We start from the raw sequence: 16,509 nt of genomic DNA, 5'->3' as shown, positions 1-16,509 counted from the left end.
AACATCGCCGTGCAGAACAGACGAACCATCCTTCAGAAGGCAAAAACCGCCGATCTGCGCCCGCAGGGCGCCGTCGGCAAGCGGCTGCAGAAGGTCCTCGAGCGGGCAAAGGAACTTCTTAGACGTCCCTCGCGCCACGCCGACGAAAGCGCCGAACGGCATATGAGGCTGATGGAGGAAAGCGTGCAGCGTGGTGATTGGCAAACTGCTCGCGACCATGCACTGGCGCTTGGCGCGCTTGGTGAGCAGCTTGGCGATCTCGGCCTGATCAAGAAAGCGGGGCGCGGACTGAGGCGTCTCGACGGAGGAAATCGCATCTGGCAGTTGATGGCGGCGAGCAAGCAGCGCGGCAGACCCGATTGGGATGGCAGTGATCTTGCGGGTCGCACGCTTCTCGTCGATCGTCGCGAAGGCGACCTGGCGATCTTTTTCCAGTTCGCGTCGCTGCTTGGTCCAGTTGTCGCGGCTGCCGGTCGATGCATCGTCTTCGTCGAGCCGCGACTGGCACCGCTTTATCGCAGAACATATCCTGCGCTTGATGTCAGGATTGAAGGGGAAGAGGACATGGCGGCAGTGGACGCCGATGTCGTTGCCGGTTTCGAGACACTCGCAAAGCATTTCTGGCCGGACGACCCGGCGGCACGCGCGCCCTTCGTTCCGCTGGAGCCGGACCGCCGACTGGTTGCCGAGCTGCGCGGCACCTATCTCGATGGCGGCCCAGGTCCCCTGATCGGATTTGCCTGGGGAAGCCTCAACAAGAGCAAGGATCTGCCGGCCCTGGACGATTGGCGGACGCTGTTCAGCAGCCTGCCGGGGCGCCTCGTCAGCTTGCAATATGGCGATGTCGGGCCGGCCCTCTCCGAGTTCGAGCGCCACGCGCCGGGGCGCATCATCCATGACGCTACCGTCGACCAGTTGACGGACATGGACCGCTTTGCCGCCCAAATTGCGGCGCTCGACGCGGTGGTGACGATCAGCAATACCGGCGCCAACCTGGCCGGAGCGCTCGGCGTGCCGACGATTGTCATGCTCGACGACGGGTTTCGACTGTCCTGGCCTGCCTTCGGTGAGACCGTCGCCGCATATCCGAGCGTTCGACTGGTCCGAAAAGGCGGCCGAGCCTGGGCGTCGGCAGTGCAGGAAGCAGGCGGACGGGTCATGCAAATCATCAGCGGAGTTGGCGATGGAAGGTAGCCTACTTCTCGGCCGGTTGCGCCGCGCTGTCGCGCTTGCAGGCTACAAATACAAGGTCTGGTTCCGACGTCACCGCCGGCAGCTCTTCCTTCGCTGGCGCGACGGCGACATTGCCGATCAGATGGCGGATTATCGGCGAAGCGTCGAGTCCCGCGATTGGCCGGCGGCACTGCCGAAAGCCCTGGCTCTTGGATCCATTGCGAAGTCGAGGGGCGAGGTCCACCTGATCGACGAGCTCAGCAAGGCGCTGATGCGGATGGGCGCCTATGGCGCAGCCGCCGAACTCAGGATCGCCCGACGCCACATCGTCAACGGCCGCGTCGATGGCGAGTGGCTGGGCCAGGATATTTCTGGCCAGACACTGCTGATCGATCTGATGGAAACCGAAAAGCAGGGTCTGGCCACCGCGATCCATCATGCGAGTTCCGTCGGCTGTGCCCTGGCGCGCGCCGCCCGTTCGATCGTCCTGGTCGAGCGCCGCCTGGTACCGCTCTTTCAGCGCACTTTTCCGACCGCCGATGTGCGGCCGGTCGGCGCTGACGGCAAGGCTGCCTATGGCGAGGCGCAGGCCTTCGCCGGCGTCCAGCATCTGACTGCCGTTTTCGAGACCGACGAGGCGACGATCCGCGAGCATTTCGTGCCCCTTAAGCCGGATCCGGCCCGGGTCGCTGAACTTCGCGCCCGCTACCGGCATGAAGGACGGCCGTTGGTCGGTATCGCATGGGGCAGCTCGAATCCTGGCAAAGACCTGCCGCCGCTTGCCGCCTGGCGAAACCTGATAGGCCGACCGGACCTCCGGTTCGTCTCGCTGCAGTACGGCCAGATCGAGACCGATCTGAAGTTCCTGACCGACGGTGAGCCGGAGCGCATTCTTCATGACAGATCGGTCGATCAGCTCGTCGACATGGACCTTTTCGCCGCGCAGGTTGCCGCGATGGACGCCGTGGTGACCATCAGCAATACCGGAGCGCATCTGGCGGGCGCGCTCGGCATCCCCTCGATTTTCATTCTGGGCGACGGCTTCAAGCGCTCCTGGCCGGTCGAGGGCGACCGCACGCCCTACTATCCATCGGCCGTGCTGGTCTCGAAACGGGAACGCCCCTGGTCCGTGGTGATGGGCGAGGCCGAGGCCATCCTGGCGCCATGGCTCACAAAAGTGAGTGGCTAATGCATGTCGTCCGAAAGGGCGTCACTGAAGACGCTTCGACGCGATCCGCATTAAGGGTTCGGCCGACGGATCGTGGAATGGAGCGCCCGCGTCGAACAGTCGTCGCAACAGGCCAAAAAACATAAGGCATTCCGAACCGGGATATAGTAAAGGCCAATTCGCCCCGCAGAGGATCGCAATTCTTGCTGGCATTTCTGCCTTGTGTTCGAATTAGCCGTAGGCTTAGGCGCCCAGTAATGGGGTTGGTCTGGCCGGCAGCGGTTCGGGCGCCAGCTCTGATAATCTAATGGAGGTCTCTCCCATGTCCTTTCTAAAATTTTTCCAGGCCAAAGCGCCGCCTCTTCCTCTTATCGTATCCTTTCCAAAATCGGGGCGCACGTGGCTACGTGTCATGCTGGACGATCTCGGAGTTGAAGTTCAATACATTCACGACGGAACCGACCACAAGTTACTTCGACCGAAATCGAGCCTCAAGGAGAATAAATCTCGATACAAGAAGAGAAGAACAATAATGCTTGTTCGCGATCCAAGAGATACGGTGGTCTCAGGGTACTTTCAGGTTCAGAAGCGCCACATGCTTCCAGCGGGATCGTTCAGTGATTTTATCAGAAGCGACAATCATGGGATTGAAAAGATCATCAGATTCAATCTGCATTGGTTCGCGGCCATGCCCCGGATGCGCGAAATCCGGTATCTTCAATATGAAGATATGCATCGGGATACCGCTGGTGTCCTTCGCGCGATCCTTGGATTCCTGAACCAGCAGGCTGACGATCGGACGCTTGTCGAGGTGGCGAACAACCGAACGTTCGACAAGATGAAAGTGAGTGAATCGACCGGTGATCTGTCCGATCGATACGGCAAGATATTACAGCCGCGCGATGCGAATGATCCCGAAAGCTTCAAGGTGCGCAGGGGCAAGATAGGCGGTTACGGCGAATATCTTTCCGAGGACGATGTGGCCTATTGTGACGAGCAGTTGGCTAAGTTCGAATATTGGGAGAAGCTGGACAAGGTTTTTAGCACGAACGGCTTGTGCTACGCTCGCGTCGATAACCGCGCCCGGGTCGCCTTGGGTTAGGGAGCATTGCCGACATGGTGATGCGGACCGGATTCATTTGCGGCTGCGGCCATAGCGGGACGACGTTGATTGCGACGATCCTTGCGTCGCATCCCGACGTCTACCTGCCGCTCCAGGAAACCAACATTTTCTTCAAGTGGACGCCACTGGCCATGTTCCGCTTCTGGAAACTGAAGCGGGCGGCGCTCGATGCTGGAAAGAACGTGCTGCTTGAAAAGACACCGCGGCATATCCGCCGTGTCGCCCGCATTCGCCGGCTCGTGCCCGGCGCGCGTTTCGTCATGCCGGTGCGAGATGGACGCGACGTCGTAGCGTCCCTGATCAAACGACTTGGCGACCCAACGGAGGCTCTCGACCGCTGGATCAGCGACAATGCGCTGGTTCTTGCGGAACGGGGAAAGCCGGATGTGCTGATCTATCGCTATGAGGACCTGGTCGAGAATCCGGCCAAAGTCGTCGAGCAGATATGCGGCTTTCTCGATGTAACCTTCAGCCCGGATCTCCTCGACTATCACAAGAACCCGCAGCAGTGGTTCAAGCCGACCGACGCCAGCGGCGAGACGCCACATGCGGTGCTCCGGAACCAACAGGTCAATCAGCCGATCTATGACGGGAGCGGAAGATGGCGCTCCGAACTTGGAAACGCCGAGCTACAGGACCTGGTACAAGGACGAGGTGCCCAGCTTATGAAAGCATTCGGTTATGCATGATGTCGGTTCGGCATCTGCTTGAAATGCCGTCTACCAATCAATTTTGTCGATCAAACCCGTTTTGAACAGGCTGTGAGCGCCTTCGTACAGCATTGACTGTTCGCTCATCGCGCTGAGAGCGGCTTTACCGCTCGATACCTCATGATACTGGCGATATTTGGAAGCGCCGTTCCAATACTGACCTTCCGCCACCGCGACCTGCGCCTTGTCGTTGAAATCGGCGAAGAACTTGAAATGAAGCAGGCCAGCCAATCCCTTTATATAGTTTCGCCAGTAGGGCAGCGGTGAGTGAATCGACGTAAAAATCGTCTGGCGATCAACATATATCAGAGGAAACTTGGTCAACTTGTGCTGCCTGGCGAAAAGCCGGGTTCTCGGGCCGCCTGTGATCTTGAGATGCCGGGGGCTCCTCGTCACCTCATAGCCGCTGCCGTCGAAATGGTCTGCAAGTTGCCATGGCGGCACGATGGGATCGAAGGGTACGTCCCAGATGTTTCCGCTCGGATACATGTCGATCATCGGCGCCAGCAGGCGTGTCATTCCGCGCCGCTTCAGCCAGTCGGCCATCGCACCGAGCGGATGCTGATCCATGCCGTCATAGACAAGATATTCGTCCGCATCCACGGTCAGATACCAGCGAGGCTGACCATAGATCTGCACAATCCGCTGCCGCCAAAGGTTTCCCAGGTCCGACTGCGAATAGGTGACCGGCGAGCTGAATAGATCGACATCTGGCTGCTCGGCCAGAAGCTCAGCTGTGCCGTCGGTCGAGCGATCATCGAGGACGGCGAATCTGGTGACGCCGAGTTCGCGATAGTGCTTCAGGAACGGGGGTAGCCTGTCCGCCTCGTTGCGGATGACGAGGATCAAAGGCAGGTCATTCGCGTTAAGGGGCGTTATCGGCCGCAGCGATGACACTTCTGCCCGTCTTCCGAAGGTGTGTCTCAGCCGATATATGGCGGTGTCGGTAATCGTCCGGCGGACAATGGCGGGCCAGGTTGCTTTGCTCAAGCCATCGATTCCCCTCATGGCGGTCACCGGCTGGAGCTGGCGCTGATCCGCTGTTTGCAGTTAATTTCTACATGCAGCACCGTTAGGCAAATCGCAAGCAGTTGCGGACAATGGACACAGGCCTGTTCTGAGTTCCGGCGGGGGAGCTTTCCAAGTGTTGCCGATGCGAGCTGGCCTCTATAGACATCGTCAGATGGCAACAAGGCCGGAGCCCAGACCCCATGCACGCCGGCATCCGTGGCACCGAAATTCAATTCGACAGGCCGATCCTGTTCGTGCGCCAGCGTTATGCGCCCTTCGGTGGCGGCGAGATCATGTTGGAAAACATCATGGCCGCATTCGCCGCGCGTCAGCGGCGGGTGGCCGTGCTGTCCGGCGACTGGCCGCGTTATGAAGGCATCGAGTTCATCCATTGTGCCGGACGCCGGTTTCCGCGTTCGCTGCGGGCGACGTCCTTTGCTCAAGCCGCCTGCCGCAAGATCGCCGAAATGCCGCCGGCGCTGGTGCAGAGCAACGATCGCCTCCCGTGCTGCGATGTCTTCCGGGCCGGGGAGGGCGTTCATGCCGCCTATCTTGCCGAGCGGCGGCGTTTCGAGACGCGGCTTGGCAGGGCGGCAATGGCGCTGAGCCCCTTTCACCGCCAGACGCTGCGCCTCGAGCGCGCAACCTATGCCAGCCCACGGCTCAAAGCTGTCATAGCGATTTCGAAGATGGTCGCCGAGGACATTGTCCGTCACTACGATTATCCGGCGGAAAATGTGCACCATATTCCCAACGGGGTGGATCTCGACCGTTTCAACCTGCAGCTGCGCCAACAGCATCGGGCGACAATCCGCGCGCGGCTCGACGTCGACGAAAACAGGCCGGTCGTCCTGTTTGTCGGCTCGGGCTTTGCGCGAAAAGGACTGCTTGCACTGATGAAGGCGGCCGCCAGGCGCGATGGCGAGCCTGAATTGTGGGTCATCGGCCATGATTCGCGCGCCAACGCTTTCAGGCAGGCCGGTGACAGGCTCGGTCTCGGCGCACGGCTCAAGATGCTAGGGCCGCAGAAAGACATGCTGCCGTGGTACGGCGCGGCCGATATTGCCGTGCTGCCTTCCATCTATGATCCTTTCGGCACAGTGGTCATCGAAGCGATGGCCAGCGGCTTGCCCGCCGTGGTAAGCACCGGCTGTGGAGCGCGCGAGCTTGTCGAGCGGTTCGAGCCGACGCTCGTTTGCGATGCGGCCAGCGAAAGCGACCTCGCTGCAGCGCTCGCGCACGCGCTGCGGTTGTCGTCACGACCTGACACCGCGGCCCGGGTGAGAGCGGCGGCCGAACACTATGATTTCAATGTCATGATCAAGCGAATGATGGCGCTTTATGAAAGCCTTGATCTGAAATGATTTTCGACTTTGTTGAATTAGGTTAGTACCCTCAGTGTGCTAACGGGCCGGGAGCCGATGCTGCAGATGCATTCGAATGACAGTGGCAGCTTTGATGCCGGAGCATTCTGACCGTGCCGGCGCTCTCGGTCATTATCATCACCCGCAACGAGGAGGCATCCATCGCGCAATGCCTTCGGTCGGTCCATTTTGCCGATGAGATCGTCGTTCTCGACAACAACAGCAGCGACAGGACCAGGGAGATTGCCGGTGCTCTGGGGGCCAAGGTCCTGATGACCGTTGATTGGCCCGGTTTCGGCGCGCAAAAAAACCGTGCGCTGGCCGCGGCAACGGGGGATTGGATCCTCTCGCTGGATGCCGATGAGTGGGTGGAGGCGCCGCTCGGCGCGGAAATAAGGGCCGCAATCGCCGACCCAAAAGCCAATGACGGCTTCGAAATACCAAGAAGATCGCGCTTTTGCGGGCACATTGTCCGCCATAGCGGCTGGTCGCCCGATCTGGTGCTCAGGCTCTTCCGTCGCCGCTCCGGGCGGTTCAGCGACGACACCGTGCACGAGAAGGTATTGGTGAACGGGAAGGTCAGCCGATTGTCCCAGCCGATCGAGCACGATTCCATTACCGACTTGGCAGATGCCCACGACAAGATCGGCCGGTACGCAGAAGCGTCCGCCGTGCAACTGCTTGCCGAGGGCAAAAAAAGCTCGATAGGCAAGGCGGTTTTGCGCTCGGTCTGGGCCTATGTGCGCAGCTATATTTTCCGGCTGGGATTTCTGGACGGTTCCATTGGTGCGATGGTGGCCGCGTATTCGGCCAGCTACACCTATCAGAAATGGGCCCGTGTCGCATTGGGAATGCGAGGCCCGGTCCACCCAAAAACGCAAGGCTGAGGCCAGGACAAATCTGTGAGAAACCGGCTTGGTTGACCGCAATTGTTGCCGAGCCATCGCCAACTAGTTAGTGTACGACCGTAAAAATCGAAAGCCAGGGTAGTGAATATGACTGATGCGTTTAGGGTATTTATCGGATGGGACAGCCGTGAGCCGATCGCGTACGACGTCGCGCGACACTCGCTGCTCAAACATGCGTCGGCGCCTGTCTCCGTCATTCCGATCAAACAGGACGAGATGCGTGCCCGCGGGCTATATTGGCGGGAAAAAGATCCGCTCGCCTCAACGGAGTTCACCTACACGCGCTTCCTCACGCCCTTTCTCGCCGACTACACGGGTTGGGCCCTGTTTTGCGATTGCGATTTCCTGTGGCTTGGTGACGTCGCAGGCCTGCTGAAATATACGGACTCGGACAAGGCGGTTTATTGCGTCCAGCATGACTATACGCCGAAGGCCACAACCAAGATGGATGGTGTGGTCCAGACGTCCTATCCTCGGAAAAACTGGTCGTCGCTGATGCTGTTCAATTGCGCGCATCCTTCGGTCAGATCGCTCACGCCAGAGGTCGTGAATCAGGAAAGTGGCGCCTATCTTCACCGAATGCAGTGGGTTGCCGACAAAGATTTGGGCTCATTGCCGGTAGAGTGGAATTGGCTCGAAGGTTGGAATGAAAAGCCTGCGGTCGGCACACCTAAGGCGGTCCACTATACCAGCGGCGGCCCGTGGTTTGCCGAATGGCAGAATGTCGACTACGCCGATTTGTGGATAGCAGAACGCGACGAGTTCCTGGCTTCCGATCAAGCGGAATCTTCTCAGAGCGCCGTTCGATAAGAACATCGTGTTTGGCAGGTGACCTGGGCGCTTCCGAAAGTGGCATTGATTTTCATGTCGCCAAGGGCGCAGCAACCAGCCGTCAGGCGCTGGGCGTCGACAACGTGTTGCCGCCGGGGGGCGGGACCGGGCAGATTGCACCTGGCGGCTCCGGCCGGGTAACCATGCCGCGCTGAGATAAGGTTCAGCTCGCGCCAATATGATCGGTTTGGAGTCCGTCAGCTCTTTCATCGGCCTAGCCGGCACGCGAAAGTCGACCATGCCGTCACTGCGAAGACGCCTCGATCGTTTCCTGGAGAACCGCGGGCCTAAAATACCGCGGCTGCAGCTGAACCATGTCGAGCGCCTGGCGCTGGTCCGTCGCCATGGTGATTTTTCCCTTGCCTATTCGACCGCCGTGCAGAGGGGGCTTCACTACTTCGGCGATGCCCAGGGCTACATCGCTTACGGCAGCAAAACGCGACATCATTTCGCGCTCGGTGATCCAGTGGCTGCCCCGGCCGATCGGCGCGACTATATCAGACGTTTCATCGAGGTTGCCGGCAGCCCGTGGTTTGTGCAGATCGGCGACCAGACGGCGCGCGTGCTTGCCGGGCTTGGCTATCAGGTCAACCGCCTCGGCGTCGATACCAGGCTTGTCCTGCCCGGACACGACTTTTCCGGAAAGCGCAATGAGACAGTGCGCTATTCCGAACGCTGGCTCTTGAAGAAGGGTTTTTCCTTCGCAGAGGACAACGGGACTGTCTTCCTCGACGAGATTGCCAGGCTCTCCCAGAATTGGCGGGCCGACCGCATTGTCAAGCGCTGGGAGATGAGATTTCTCAACAGGCCCTTTGCCGATCACCTTGGCGTCGATATGCGCCGTTTCGTCCTGCACGGTCCGGATGGGGAACTCGTGGCCTTGCTGGATTTCGATCCGCTGTTCAGCGACGGCAAGGTCATCGGCTACACCACCTCGTTCAAGCGCAAGCACATCGATGCCTCGGCGCATGCCGAGATCGGCCTGACCAAATTCGCGGTCGACCGCTTTCGCGATGAAGGTGTTTCCGTCGTCACCCTAGGCCTGTCGCCGCTTGTCGAAATCGGACCTAGCGGGTTTGCCGAAAGCGATTTCTGGCGGCACGCCTTCCAGCGTGCCTATGACTCCCCCTGGGTCAATCGCACCCGCTTCAATCTGCAGGGGCAGGCGGCCTTCAAGCGCCGGTTCCATGGTGTCGAAGAGCCGACCTATCTTGCCTTTCGCAAGGGGACCTTTTTCGAAGCGCTTTCTCTGCTCCGGCTGATCAGGGCCGTCTAGTGCCTGGTGGCTGAGCGCTCGTCGTCTCCTGGTATGGTCGACCTCACACCGGTCAGGCTTGGTTGTTTAGTTTAGGCGGGAAAGGAATGCCGCGGCGGGAAGCAAAAGACCGGCTGCGAACCGTCGGCCCATTCTGCGGCGTCCCCCAGTCCCGCCGGGCACGTTTGGCAGCCTGAGAACGGCTTCGCGTCAGCGCCAATGGGTCGGATTCACGGTTGCTGCAGCGTACCGCCGGGAATAACGAGGGTACCCTGGCCTGGCCTTGAGTATCTGAAGCCTATGAAGAACAAAGCAACGATGATCAAACAAATGACGATGACCGCGACGACGCTGCCAGGATGGTGTCCGGTATCTGGCGGTTGGACCATTGCCTTCCCGTATGGCTATCGCCGCTGACCTTCTTCATCTTCCAACCGAGCATGACGACTGTCAATGGATACAGGAGTTGCGCCCGCCATCCAATCAGCTGCGAAGCGTTGAAGGGCGGCGATCCACCGCGGCTTGGTCAGGCCGGAAACAGGAATGCAGCAGCGGGATCGAAAAAGACCTGCCGGCTGCAGGGCCACACATCCTGCGATTGCATGGCGGCGGAGGTCGGCCTGATGTCAACCTCCTGTCCAGCGGCGATGCGCGCGACGATCCGCCGGCGCTCGCCGTAAAATGCGATGTCGACGATCTCGACATTCAGTTCCGCGCTCGCCGGGCTCCGCTCCATGCTAAAGGCTTCGGGCCGGATCATCAGCCTGGTCTTCTGGCCTTTGCCGAACGTGCCGTTGGCCCTGACTCCGGATATGACCGAACCGTCTGTCATGCGGATCGTTGTCGTGCCGTTGGTGGTGCCGAGATGTTCGGCGGCGAGGAAATTCGAATTGCCGATGAAGCCGGCGACGAAATCGGTCGCCGGCCTGAGATAGAGATCCTCGCCGGTGCCGGTCTGCTCGATGCGGCCATCCTTGAACAGGGCGATTCGGTCCGACAGATGCAGCGCCTCTTCCTGATCGTGGGTAACGTAGAGAATGGTGACGCCGGTCTGGCGATGGATGCGGCGGATTTCGCCCTGGATTTCCTCGCGCAGCTTCTTGTCGAGCGCCGACAATGGCTCGTCCATCAAAAGGATCGGAGGATCGTAGGCCAGCGCCCGGGCCAGCGCGACGCGCTGTTGCTGGCCGCCCGACAGCGCACCGGGTAAGCGTCCGGCAAAGCTTTCGAGCCGCACCAGGGCCAGCATGTCGGCGACCTTTTTCTTCACCTCGGCGTCCGGCCGGCGGCGAACCCGCAGCGGAAAAGCGACGTTTTCGGCCACCGTCAGATGCGGAAACAGCGTGTAGCGCTGGAAGACCATGCCGATGTTGCGCTTGTGCGGGGGCACCGCAAGCAGCGACTTTCCTTCCAGCAAGACATCGCCGGAAGTCGGGTCCTGAAAGCCGGCGATCGCGTAGAGCGTCGTCGATTTTCCCGAACCGGAGGGCCCGAGGAAGGTCAGGAACTCGCCCCTGGGAATGTCCAGCGTGACGTCGTGCACGGCGACGATCGCCCCGAACGCCTTGCGCAGATTGCGGATGGAGAGGAAAGGGTGGGTCATGTCCGGAACTTTCGCTGCAGCAGCGCCGTCATCACCATCAGGGCAAGCGTCAGCCCGACCAGCAGGCTGGAGGCAGCGGCGATCACCGGACTGAGGTCCGACCGCAGACTGCCCCAGATCTTGACGGGCAAGGTTTGCAAGCTCGGGCTGGCCATGAAGATCGCCACCACGACTTCGTCCCACGACGCGAGGAAGGAAAAGATCGCGGCGGAGAAGATGCCGATCCGGATTGACGGCAAGGTGATCCTGAGCCTGGCCTCGAGCGGGCTTGCCCCGCAGACGATTGCCGCGTCCTCGATCGACTTGTCGAACCCTTCGAGCGCGGTGGCGATCGGAATGATGGCGAAGGGCAGCGCCAGCACGGTGTGGGCGATGACGAAGCCGATGGTGGTGCCGCCGAGGCCAAGGCGAAGGAAGAACGCGTAGATGGCGATGGCGAAGACAACGACGGGCAGCACCATCGGCGTCAGCAGCAGGCCACGCACGATCTCACGTCCGGCAAACCGTCCGCGAACCAGGGCAAAGGAGGCGAGCAGGCCGATCGCCACTGCCAGGATCGCCGTCATGGTGGCGATCCGGGCGCTGGTCAGTGCGGCGCCGAGCCAGGCCGGATCGGCAAAAAGCTCCTGGTACCATTTGAGCGTCCAGCCGGGCGGCGGAAAGGCCAGCCAGCGCGACGAGCCGAAAGAGAGCAGGACAATGAAGACCACCGGCAACAGAAGAAAGCCGGCGACCAGCGCGGTGAAGCCGAGCAGGGCAACCCGCAGTCCACCCATGCGGTCATAGTCGAGCAGCATCTCAGATGCCTCCGCTCATGCGCCTGGCACCGGCAAGGCGCAGTTGCAGCGCGTAGAGAGCCATGGTGACGACAAGCAGGATGAAGGCAGCGGCGCTGCCGAGCCCCCAGTTGAGCAGCGACTGGACCATCTGCGCGATCATTTCGGCAAGCATCATGTTCGACGTGCCGCCGAGCAGTGCCGGCGTTACGAAGTAGCCGAGCGACATGACGAAGACCATCAGGCCACCGGCGGCGACGCCGGGCAACGACAGCGGCACGAGGATGCGGCGGAACGCCTGGAAAGGGCTTGCGCCGCACAGCGACGCCGCACGCAGCGTCATCGGATCGATCGCCCGTAACGTGCCGACCAGCGGCAGGATCATGAAGGGCAGCATGATATAGACCATGCCGATGGTGACGCCGGTGAGATTGTTGATGAGCGGCAGCGGCTGGTCGATGACGCCGATGGTCATCAGCGTCCGGTTGATGACCCCGGTACGCTGCAGGAGCACCATCCAGGCATAGGTGCGGGTGAGCAGGTTCGTCCACATCGACAGAATGATGATGCCGAAGATGATCGAGGCCGGTCCCGAAGGCATGATCGCCAGCATCCAGGCGACCGGAAAGGCGACAAGGACCGTGACGATGGTGACCAACGCCGCGACCAGGAATGTGTTGAAGAACACCCGCGCATAGGTGCCGTCACCGAGCAGGGCAGCATAGTTCTGCAAGCCTGGCTCGGGCTCCGTGACACTGCGCAAAAGCAGCGCCAGCACGGGGACGACGAAGAACAGCATAATCAGAATCAGGGCCGGCAGCAGGCCATTGAGACCTGCCGGCACCCGCACCGTTCCAAAGTTCCGGCGTGTTTCGACCGACATGACAGCGACCCGGCTACGGGACGAGACGGCGCGAACCGTCTCGTCCATTGCGGTTCAGGGGCGGGCTTATTTCGCCTGCCAGGCATACCAGCGCGCGGCGATGGTGTCGCGATTGGCGGCCCAGTAGTTCATGTCGAGATTGATCTGTCCGTCGACATGAGCGTCCGGCAGCGATTTCACGGCATCGGCCGGCATCTCTGCCTTGGCCTTGGTGTTGATCGGCGCATAGCCGCTGGCTTCGGCAAATTTGGCCTGGCCGGCGGGGCTGCTCGCCGCGGCGAGGAATTTCATCGCCGTATCCTTGTTCTTGGCACCCTTCGGTACCACCAGAACGTCGGCTGCGGTCAGGTTCTGGTTCCAGGAGACGCCGACATCGGCGCCTTCCTTGTCCAGTGCGAAGACGCGGCCGTTCCACAGCTGGCCGAACGTTGCTTCGCCGGATGCGATCAATTGCTGCGACTCCGCCCCGCCGCCCCACCAGACGATGTCCGACTTGATGGTGTCGAGTTTCTTGAAGGCGCGATCGAGATCCAGCGGATAGAGCTTGTCCGCCGGAACACCATCGGCCAGCAGCGCGATCTCGATGACACCGGGCGCCGACCATTTGTAGAAGGTCCGCTTGCCCGGGAACTTCGTCAGGTCGAACATGTCGGCCCAGCCGGCCGGTTCACCCGAAACGGCGCCCTTGTTCCAGGCGAGCACGAAGGAATAGTAGAAACTGCCGACGGCATGATCGGTGGTGAAGCGCGGATCGAGGTCGGCCTTCGGCACGGCCTTGAAGTCGATCGGCTCGAGCAGACCGTCCTTGGCCGCCTTGATGGCGAAATCCATCTCGACGTCGACGACGTCCCAGTTGACACTGCCGCTGTCGACCATCGCCTTCAGCTTGCCGTAGTCGGTCGGGCCGTCCTGCATGACCTTGATGCCGGATGCAGCGGTGAACGGCTCGGCCCAGGATTTGGTCTGCGCTTCCTGGGTCGTCCCGCCCCAGCTGGTGAAGACCATGTCCTCGGCCTTTGCGGCTGTCGTTGCCAGAACTGTCGTTGCAATAAATCCGGCAAGGAAGCCGGTGATGATCAGTTTCATGTCGTTCTCCTCTGTTGTTTTCGTTGGTGTCTGTTCGCGATCGGTCGTTTTCGCCTTGATCGCGCATCTCCGGCCAGCGGCGGCTACCGCATGACAAAAGGATCGGGAATCGGGTCGTCGGAGGTGCGTATCCACACCGATTTCGAACGCGTGTAGTCGCGGATCGCATCGAGGCCGCCCTCGCGGCCGAGCCCGGATTGGCCGTAGCCGCCAAACGGAACCAGCGGCGAGACCGCCCGATAGGTGTTGATCCAGACAACGCCGGCATGGATGCCGCGCGCCATGCGGTGGGCTTTTGCCAGATTGGTGGTGAACACGCCGGACGCCAGGCCGAACTTCGTGTCGTTGGCGAGCGAAAGCGCTTCAGCTTCGCTGTCGAAGGCTAGCACACAGAGCACCGGGCCGAAGAGCTCTTCGCGCACGCAGGCAAGCGTCTGATCAGGCGCGTCGATAATCGTCGGCGCGTAATAGAAGCCGTCCGCCATGCCCGCGGGGCGGATGCCGCCGGTGACCAGTTGCCCGCCCGCGGCCAGGCTTTCAGCAATGATCTTCTCTATCCATTCGCGCTGGCGCGAGGTGGCGAGCGGTCCCATTTCGATCGCGGGATCCTGCGGATCGCCAATCCTGATCGCCTCGGCCTTGCGCTTGAGCCGGTCGAGGAATTCGTCCTTCACGGAGCGCTGGACCAGCAGCCGCGAGCCGGCGACGCAGCTCTGGCCGGTGGCAGCGAAGATGCCGGCAACGACCGCGTTGGCGGCGCTGTCCAGATCGGCATCGGCAAACACCACGACCGGGCTTTTGCCGCCGAGCTCGAGCGTCGTGAAGGCGAGGTTTTCCGCCGTATTCCTGACGATCTGCCGAGCGGTCGAGGGACCGCCGGTGAAGGCGACGCGGGCGACGAGCGGATGACTGGTCAGCCGGTGACCGCAATCGTGGCCGAAGCCGGTCAGGATGTTCACGGTCCCGGCGGGAAATCCCGCCTCATGGACGAGTTCAGCGAAGGCCAGCAACGGGGCAGGGCCGTCTTCCGATGCTTTCAGAACGATGGTGCAGCCGGCCGCCAGCGCCGGCCCGAGCTTGACGGCGGACAGGAAGAGCTGCGAGTTCCACGGCACAATGGCGGCTACGACGCCGATTGGCTCCGGCCGGATGGTCACTTCCATGTCGGCCTTGTCGATGGCAACAAACGAGCCCTCGTTCTTGTCGGCCAGCCCGCCATAATAGCGGTAATAGTCGCCGACATAGGCGATCTGGGCGCGGGTCTCGCGGATGATCTTGCCGGTATCGCGCGTCTCGAGTTCCGCCAGCCGGTCGGCATTGGCGACCACCAGATCGCCGAGCCGCACCAGAAGCTTGCCGCGTGCCGTTGCCGTCATTGCCGGCCACGTGCCGGAGCCAAGCGCCCGGTGAGCAGCTTCGACGGCGCGGTCGACGTCATCAGACGATGCAGCGGGCATCTTCGCCCATGGCGCGCCCGTCGAGGGATCGATGCTGTCGAAGGTCGCCGCCACTTCGACGAAGCTGCCGTCAATATAGTTCCTGAATTGAGTGGTGCTCATCGCAATCCGGCTTTCGGTTCGGAAAAGGCCGGCATCACCCTGTCGATGAAGAGCTGCAGCGATTTCTTCTTGCGCCGATGGGAAAGGCCGCTGTCGATCCAGATCGAATACTGATCGTAGCCGAGCGCTTCGTAGGCCTTCAGCCTGGCGATCACCTCGTCGGCTTCGCCAATGACCAGGTTCTGCCTGATCTTGTCAGGCGCATATTGCGGCATGGCCGCGATCTCGTCTTCGGTCAGCGCTTCCATTATGCCCTGGTGCACCGGCTTCTTGTTCTGGAACCAGGCGCCGAACTGGCAGTAGAACTGCGACAGATCCTGCGCGAGCCGGTCAGCCTCCGCTGCATCCTCGGCGACGAAAGTATGCATCAGCAGCATAATCTCCGGCCTTGGTACGTCGGGGTGGGCATTGCACGCCGCGTTGAAACGCTCCATCAGGCTGGCCACTTCGCCATCGCCGGAGGCAAGCGGCGTCACCTGGACGTTGCATTTGCTGGAAACCGCAAAGTCGTGCGAGTTCGGATCGCGTGCGGCCACCCAGATCGGCGGATAAGGCTTTTGCAGCGGCTTGGGCGACGAGGTGGTTGAAGGAAACGACCAGAACTCGCCGGCGAGTTCGAAATCTCCATCCCACAGGCCGCGGAGCGCCGGCACCATCTCGCGCATACGCTGGCCGGCACCCCAGGCCTCGAGGCCTGGGAAAAGTCGCTGGTATTCGTAAGCGTAGGCGCCGCGCGCAATGCCGATGTCGAGACGGCCGCCGGTGACGACGTCGGCCATCGCTGCTTCGCCGGCAAGCTTGATCGGGTGCCAGAACGGCGCGACGATGGTTCCGGTGCCGAGCCGGATGCGCCTGGTTTTGGCGGCGAGCCAGGCGATGTTGATGAACGGGTTCGGCGAGATGGTGAATTCCATCCCGTGATGCTCGCCGATCCAGGCAGTCTCGAACCCTGCCTCTTCGGCCTGGACAACCAGGTCCTCCAGCTCGCCGACAAGCTCGGAATGCGGCTTGGCCGGATCCGATCGCTCCATGTGGACGAAAAGCGAAAATTTCATCGGC

At 61.3% G+C, this 16,509-nt stretch carries 15 protein-coding genes; 8 read left to right on the top strand and 7 right to left on the bottom strand.

The window, feature by feature from the left end:
* The first annotated feature begins 9 nt into the window (after positions 1-9).
* The 4 genes from NKH99_RS11930 to NKH99_RS11915 all read left to right on the top strand — a co-directional run bounded on the left by NKH99_RS11930 (position 10) and on the right by NKH99_RS11915 (position 4,153).
* On the top strand, positions 10-1,194 hold the full coding sequence (locus tag NKH99_RS11930) for a glycosyltransferase family 9 protein (RefSeq protein WP_353014149.1): 1,185 nt from the start codon (positions 10-12) through the stop codon (positions 1,192-1,194).
* Positions 1,184-2,362, top strand: coding sequence for a glycosyltransferase family 9 protein (locus tag NKH99_RS11925; protein WP_353014147.1), 1,179 nt, complete (start codon positions 1,184-1,186; stop codon positions 2,360-2,362). The genes NKH99_RS11930 and NKH99_RS11925 overlap by 11 nt, the downstream gene beginning before the upstream one ends.
* Positions 2,363-2,753: 391 nt before the next feature.
* Positions 2,754-3,443 carry a sulfotransferase domain-containing protein gene (locus NKH99_RS11920; protein ID WP_353014145.1) on the top strand — a complete coding sequence of 230 codons (690 nt, stop codon included), beginning with the start codon at positions 2,754-2,756 and terminating at the stop codon, positions 3,441-3,443.
* 20 nt (positions 3,444-3,463) lie between these two features.
* Complete coding sequence (locus NKH99_RS11915; protein ID WP_353014143.1) at positions 3,464-4,153, top strand: sulfotransferase family protein; 690 nt, start codon at positions 3,464-3,466, stop codon at positions 4,151-4,153.
* A 30-nt stretch (positions 4,154-4,183) separates the two neighbouring features.
* Here NKH99_RS11915 and NKH99_RS11910 read toward each other — a convergent pair whose 3' ends face one another.
* Entirely contained in the window at positions 4,184-5,164 is a 981-nt protein-coding gene (locus NKH99_RS11910) for a glycosyltransferase family 2 protein (protein WP_353014141.1), read from the bottom strand.
* A gap of 221 nt (positions 5,165-5,385) precedes the next feature.
* Between NKH99_RS11910 and NKH99_RS11905 the strand changes: the two genes are divergently transcribed.
* From NKH99_RS11905 to NKH99_RS11890, 4 genes are all read left to right on the top strand, one after another.
* Positions 5,386-6,549, top strand: coding sequence for a glycosyltransferase family 4 protein (locus tag NKH99_RS11905; RefSeq protein WP_352997009.1), 1,164 nt, complete (start codon positions 5,386-5,388; stop codon positions 6,547-6,549).
* A gap of 113 nt (positions 6,550-6,662) precedes the next feature.
* Positions 6,663-7,436, top strand: a complete 774-nt coding sequence (locus NKH99_RS11900; protein WP_353014138.1) for a glycosyltransferase family 2 protein — start codon at positions 6,663-6,665, stop codon at positions 7,434-7,436.
* Between the two features lie 108 nt (positions 7,437-7,544).
* The gene (locus NKH99_RS11895) at positions 7,545-8,267 is read left to right on the top strand and encodes a glycosyltransferase (RefSeq protein ID WP_352448862.1); all 723 of its coding nucleotides are present in this window, start codon (positions 7,545-7,547) and stop codon (positions 8,265-8,267) included.
* Positions 8,268-8,526: 259 nt separating this feature from the next.
* A complete protein-coding gene (locus NKH99_RS11890; protein ID WP_352471917.1) occupies positions 8,527-9,564 on the top strand; it encodes a phosphatidylglycerol lysyltransferase domain-containing protein in 1,038 nt (345 codons plus the stop codon).
* A gap of 505 nt (positions 9,565-10,069) precedes the next feature.
* Here NKH99_RS11890 and NKH99_RS11885 read toward each other — a convergent pair.
* The 6 genes from NKH99_RS11885 to NKH99_RS11860 form a co-directional block, all read right to left on the bottom strand.
* On the bottom strand, positions 10,070-11,146 hold the full coding sequence (locus NKH99_RS11885; RefSeq protein ID WP_352471916.1) for an ABC transporter ATP-binding protein: 1,077 nt from the start codon (positions 11,144-11,146) through the stop codon (positions 10,070-10,072).
* On the bottom strand, positions 11,143-11,943 hold the full coding sequence (locus NKH99_RS11880) for an ABC transporter permease (RefSeq protein WP_352471915.1): 801 nt from the start codon (positions 11,941-11,943) through the stop codon (positions 11,143-11,145). The genes NKH99_RS11885 and NKH99_RS11880 overlap by 4 nt, the downstream gene beginning before the upstream one ends.
* Before the next feature lies 1 nt (position 11,944).
* Entirely contained in the window at positions 11,945-12,805 is an 861-nt protein-coding gene (locus tag NKH99_RS11875) for an ABC transporter permease (RefSeq protein WP_502893793.1), read from the bottom strand.
* 66 nt (positions 12,806-12,871) lie between these two features.
* Positions 12,872-13,891 carry an ABC transporter substrate-binding protein gene (locus NKH99_RS11870; protein ID WP_352471913.1) on the bottom strand — a complete coding sequence of 340 codons (1,020 nt, stop codon included), beginning with the start codon at positions 13,889-13,891 and terminating at the stop codon, positions 12,872-12,874.
* Positions 13,892-13,974: 83 nt separating this feature from the next.
* Complete coding sequence (locus NKH99_RS11865) at positions 13,975-15,450, bottom strand: aldehyde dehydrogenase (RefSeq protein WP_352471912.1); 1,476 nt, start codon at positions 15,448-15,450, stop codon at positions 13,975-13,977.
* Positions 15,447-16,505 carry an LLM class flavin-dependent oxidoreductase gene (locus tag NKH99_RS11860; protein WP_352471911.1) on the bottom strand — a complete coding sequence of 353 codons (1,059 nt, stop codon included), beginning with the start codon at positions 16,503-16,505 and terminating at the stop codon, positions 15,447-15,449. The genes NKH99_RS11865 and NKH99_RS11860 overlap by 4 nt, the downstream gene beginning before the upstream one ends.
* Positions 16,506-16,509: the final 4 nt, after the last annotated feature.

The sequence above is a fragment of the Mesorhizobium sp. M0854 genome (genome assembly GCF_040319815.1).
GTDB lineage: Bacteria > Pseudomonadota > Alphaproteobacteria > Rhizobiales > Rhizobiaceae > Mesorhizobium.
This window is presented reverse-complemented; position numbering and strand designations above follow the sequence as displayed.

Excerpts from the sequence above, each read along its gene's own strand:
- NKH99_RS11925 (WP_353014147.1), top strand. The coding sequence starts at position 1,184 with ATGGAAGGTAGCCTACTTCTCGGCCGGTTGCGCCGCGCTGTCGCGCTT.
- NKH99_RS11920 (WP_353014145.1), top strand. The coding sequence starts at position 2,754 with ATGCTGGACGATCTCGGAGTTGAAGTTCAATACATTCACGACGGAACC.
- NKH99_RS11915 (WP_353014143.1), top strand. The coding sequence starts at position 3,464 with ATGCGGACCGGATTCATTTGCGGCTGCGGCCATAGCGGGACGACGTTG.
- NKH99_RS11905 (WP_352997009.1), top strand. The coding sequence starts at position 5,386 with ATGCACGCCGGCATCCGTGGCACCGAAATTCAATTCGACAGGCCGATC.
- NKH99_RS11895 (WP_352448862.1), top strand. The coding sequence starts at position 7,545 with ATGACTGATGCGTTTAGGGTATTTATCGGATGGGACAGCCGTGAGCCG.
- NKH99_RS11890 (WP_352471917.1), top strand. The coding sequence starts at position 8,527 with ATGCCGTCACTGCGAAGACGCCTCGATCGTTTCCTGGAGAACCGCGGG.
- NKH99_RS11885 (WP_352471916.1), bottom strand. The coding sequence starts at position 11,146 with ATGACCCACCCTTTCCTCTCCATCCGCAATCTGCGCAAGGCGTTCGGG.
- NKH99_RS11880 (WP_352471915.1), bottom strand. The coding sequence starts at position 11,943 with ATGCTGCTCGACTATGACCGCATGGGTGGACTGCGGGTTGCCCTGCTC.
- NKH99_RS11875 (WP_502893793.1), bottom strand. The coding sequence starts at position 12,805 with ATGTCGGTCGAAACACGCCGGAACTTTGGAACGGTGCGGGTGCCGGCA.
- NKH99_RS11870 (WP_352471913.1), bottom strand. The coding sequence starts at position 13,891 with ATGAAACTGATCATCACCGGCTTCCTTGCCGGATTTATTGCAACGACA.
- NKH99_RS11865 (WP_352471912.1), bottom strand. The coding sequence starts at position 15,450 with ATGAGCACCACTCAATTCAGGAACTATATTGACGGCAGCTTCGTCGAA.
- NKH99_RS11860 (WP_352471911.1), bottom strand. The coding sequence starts at position 16,505 with ATGAAATTTTCGCTTTTCGTCCACATGGAGCGATCGGATCCGGCCAAG.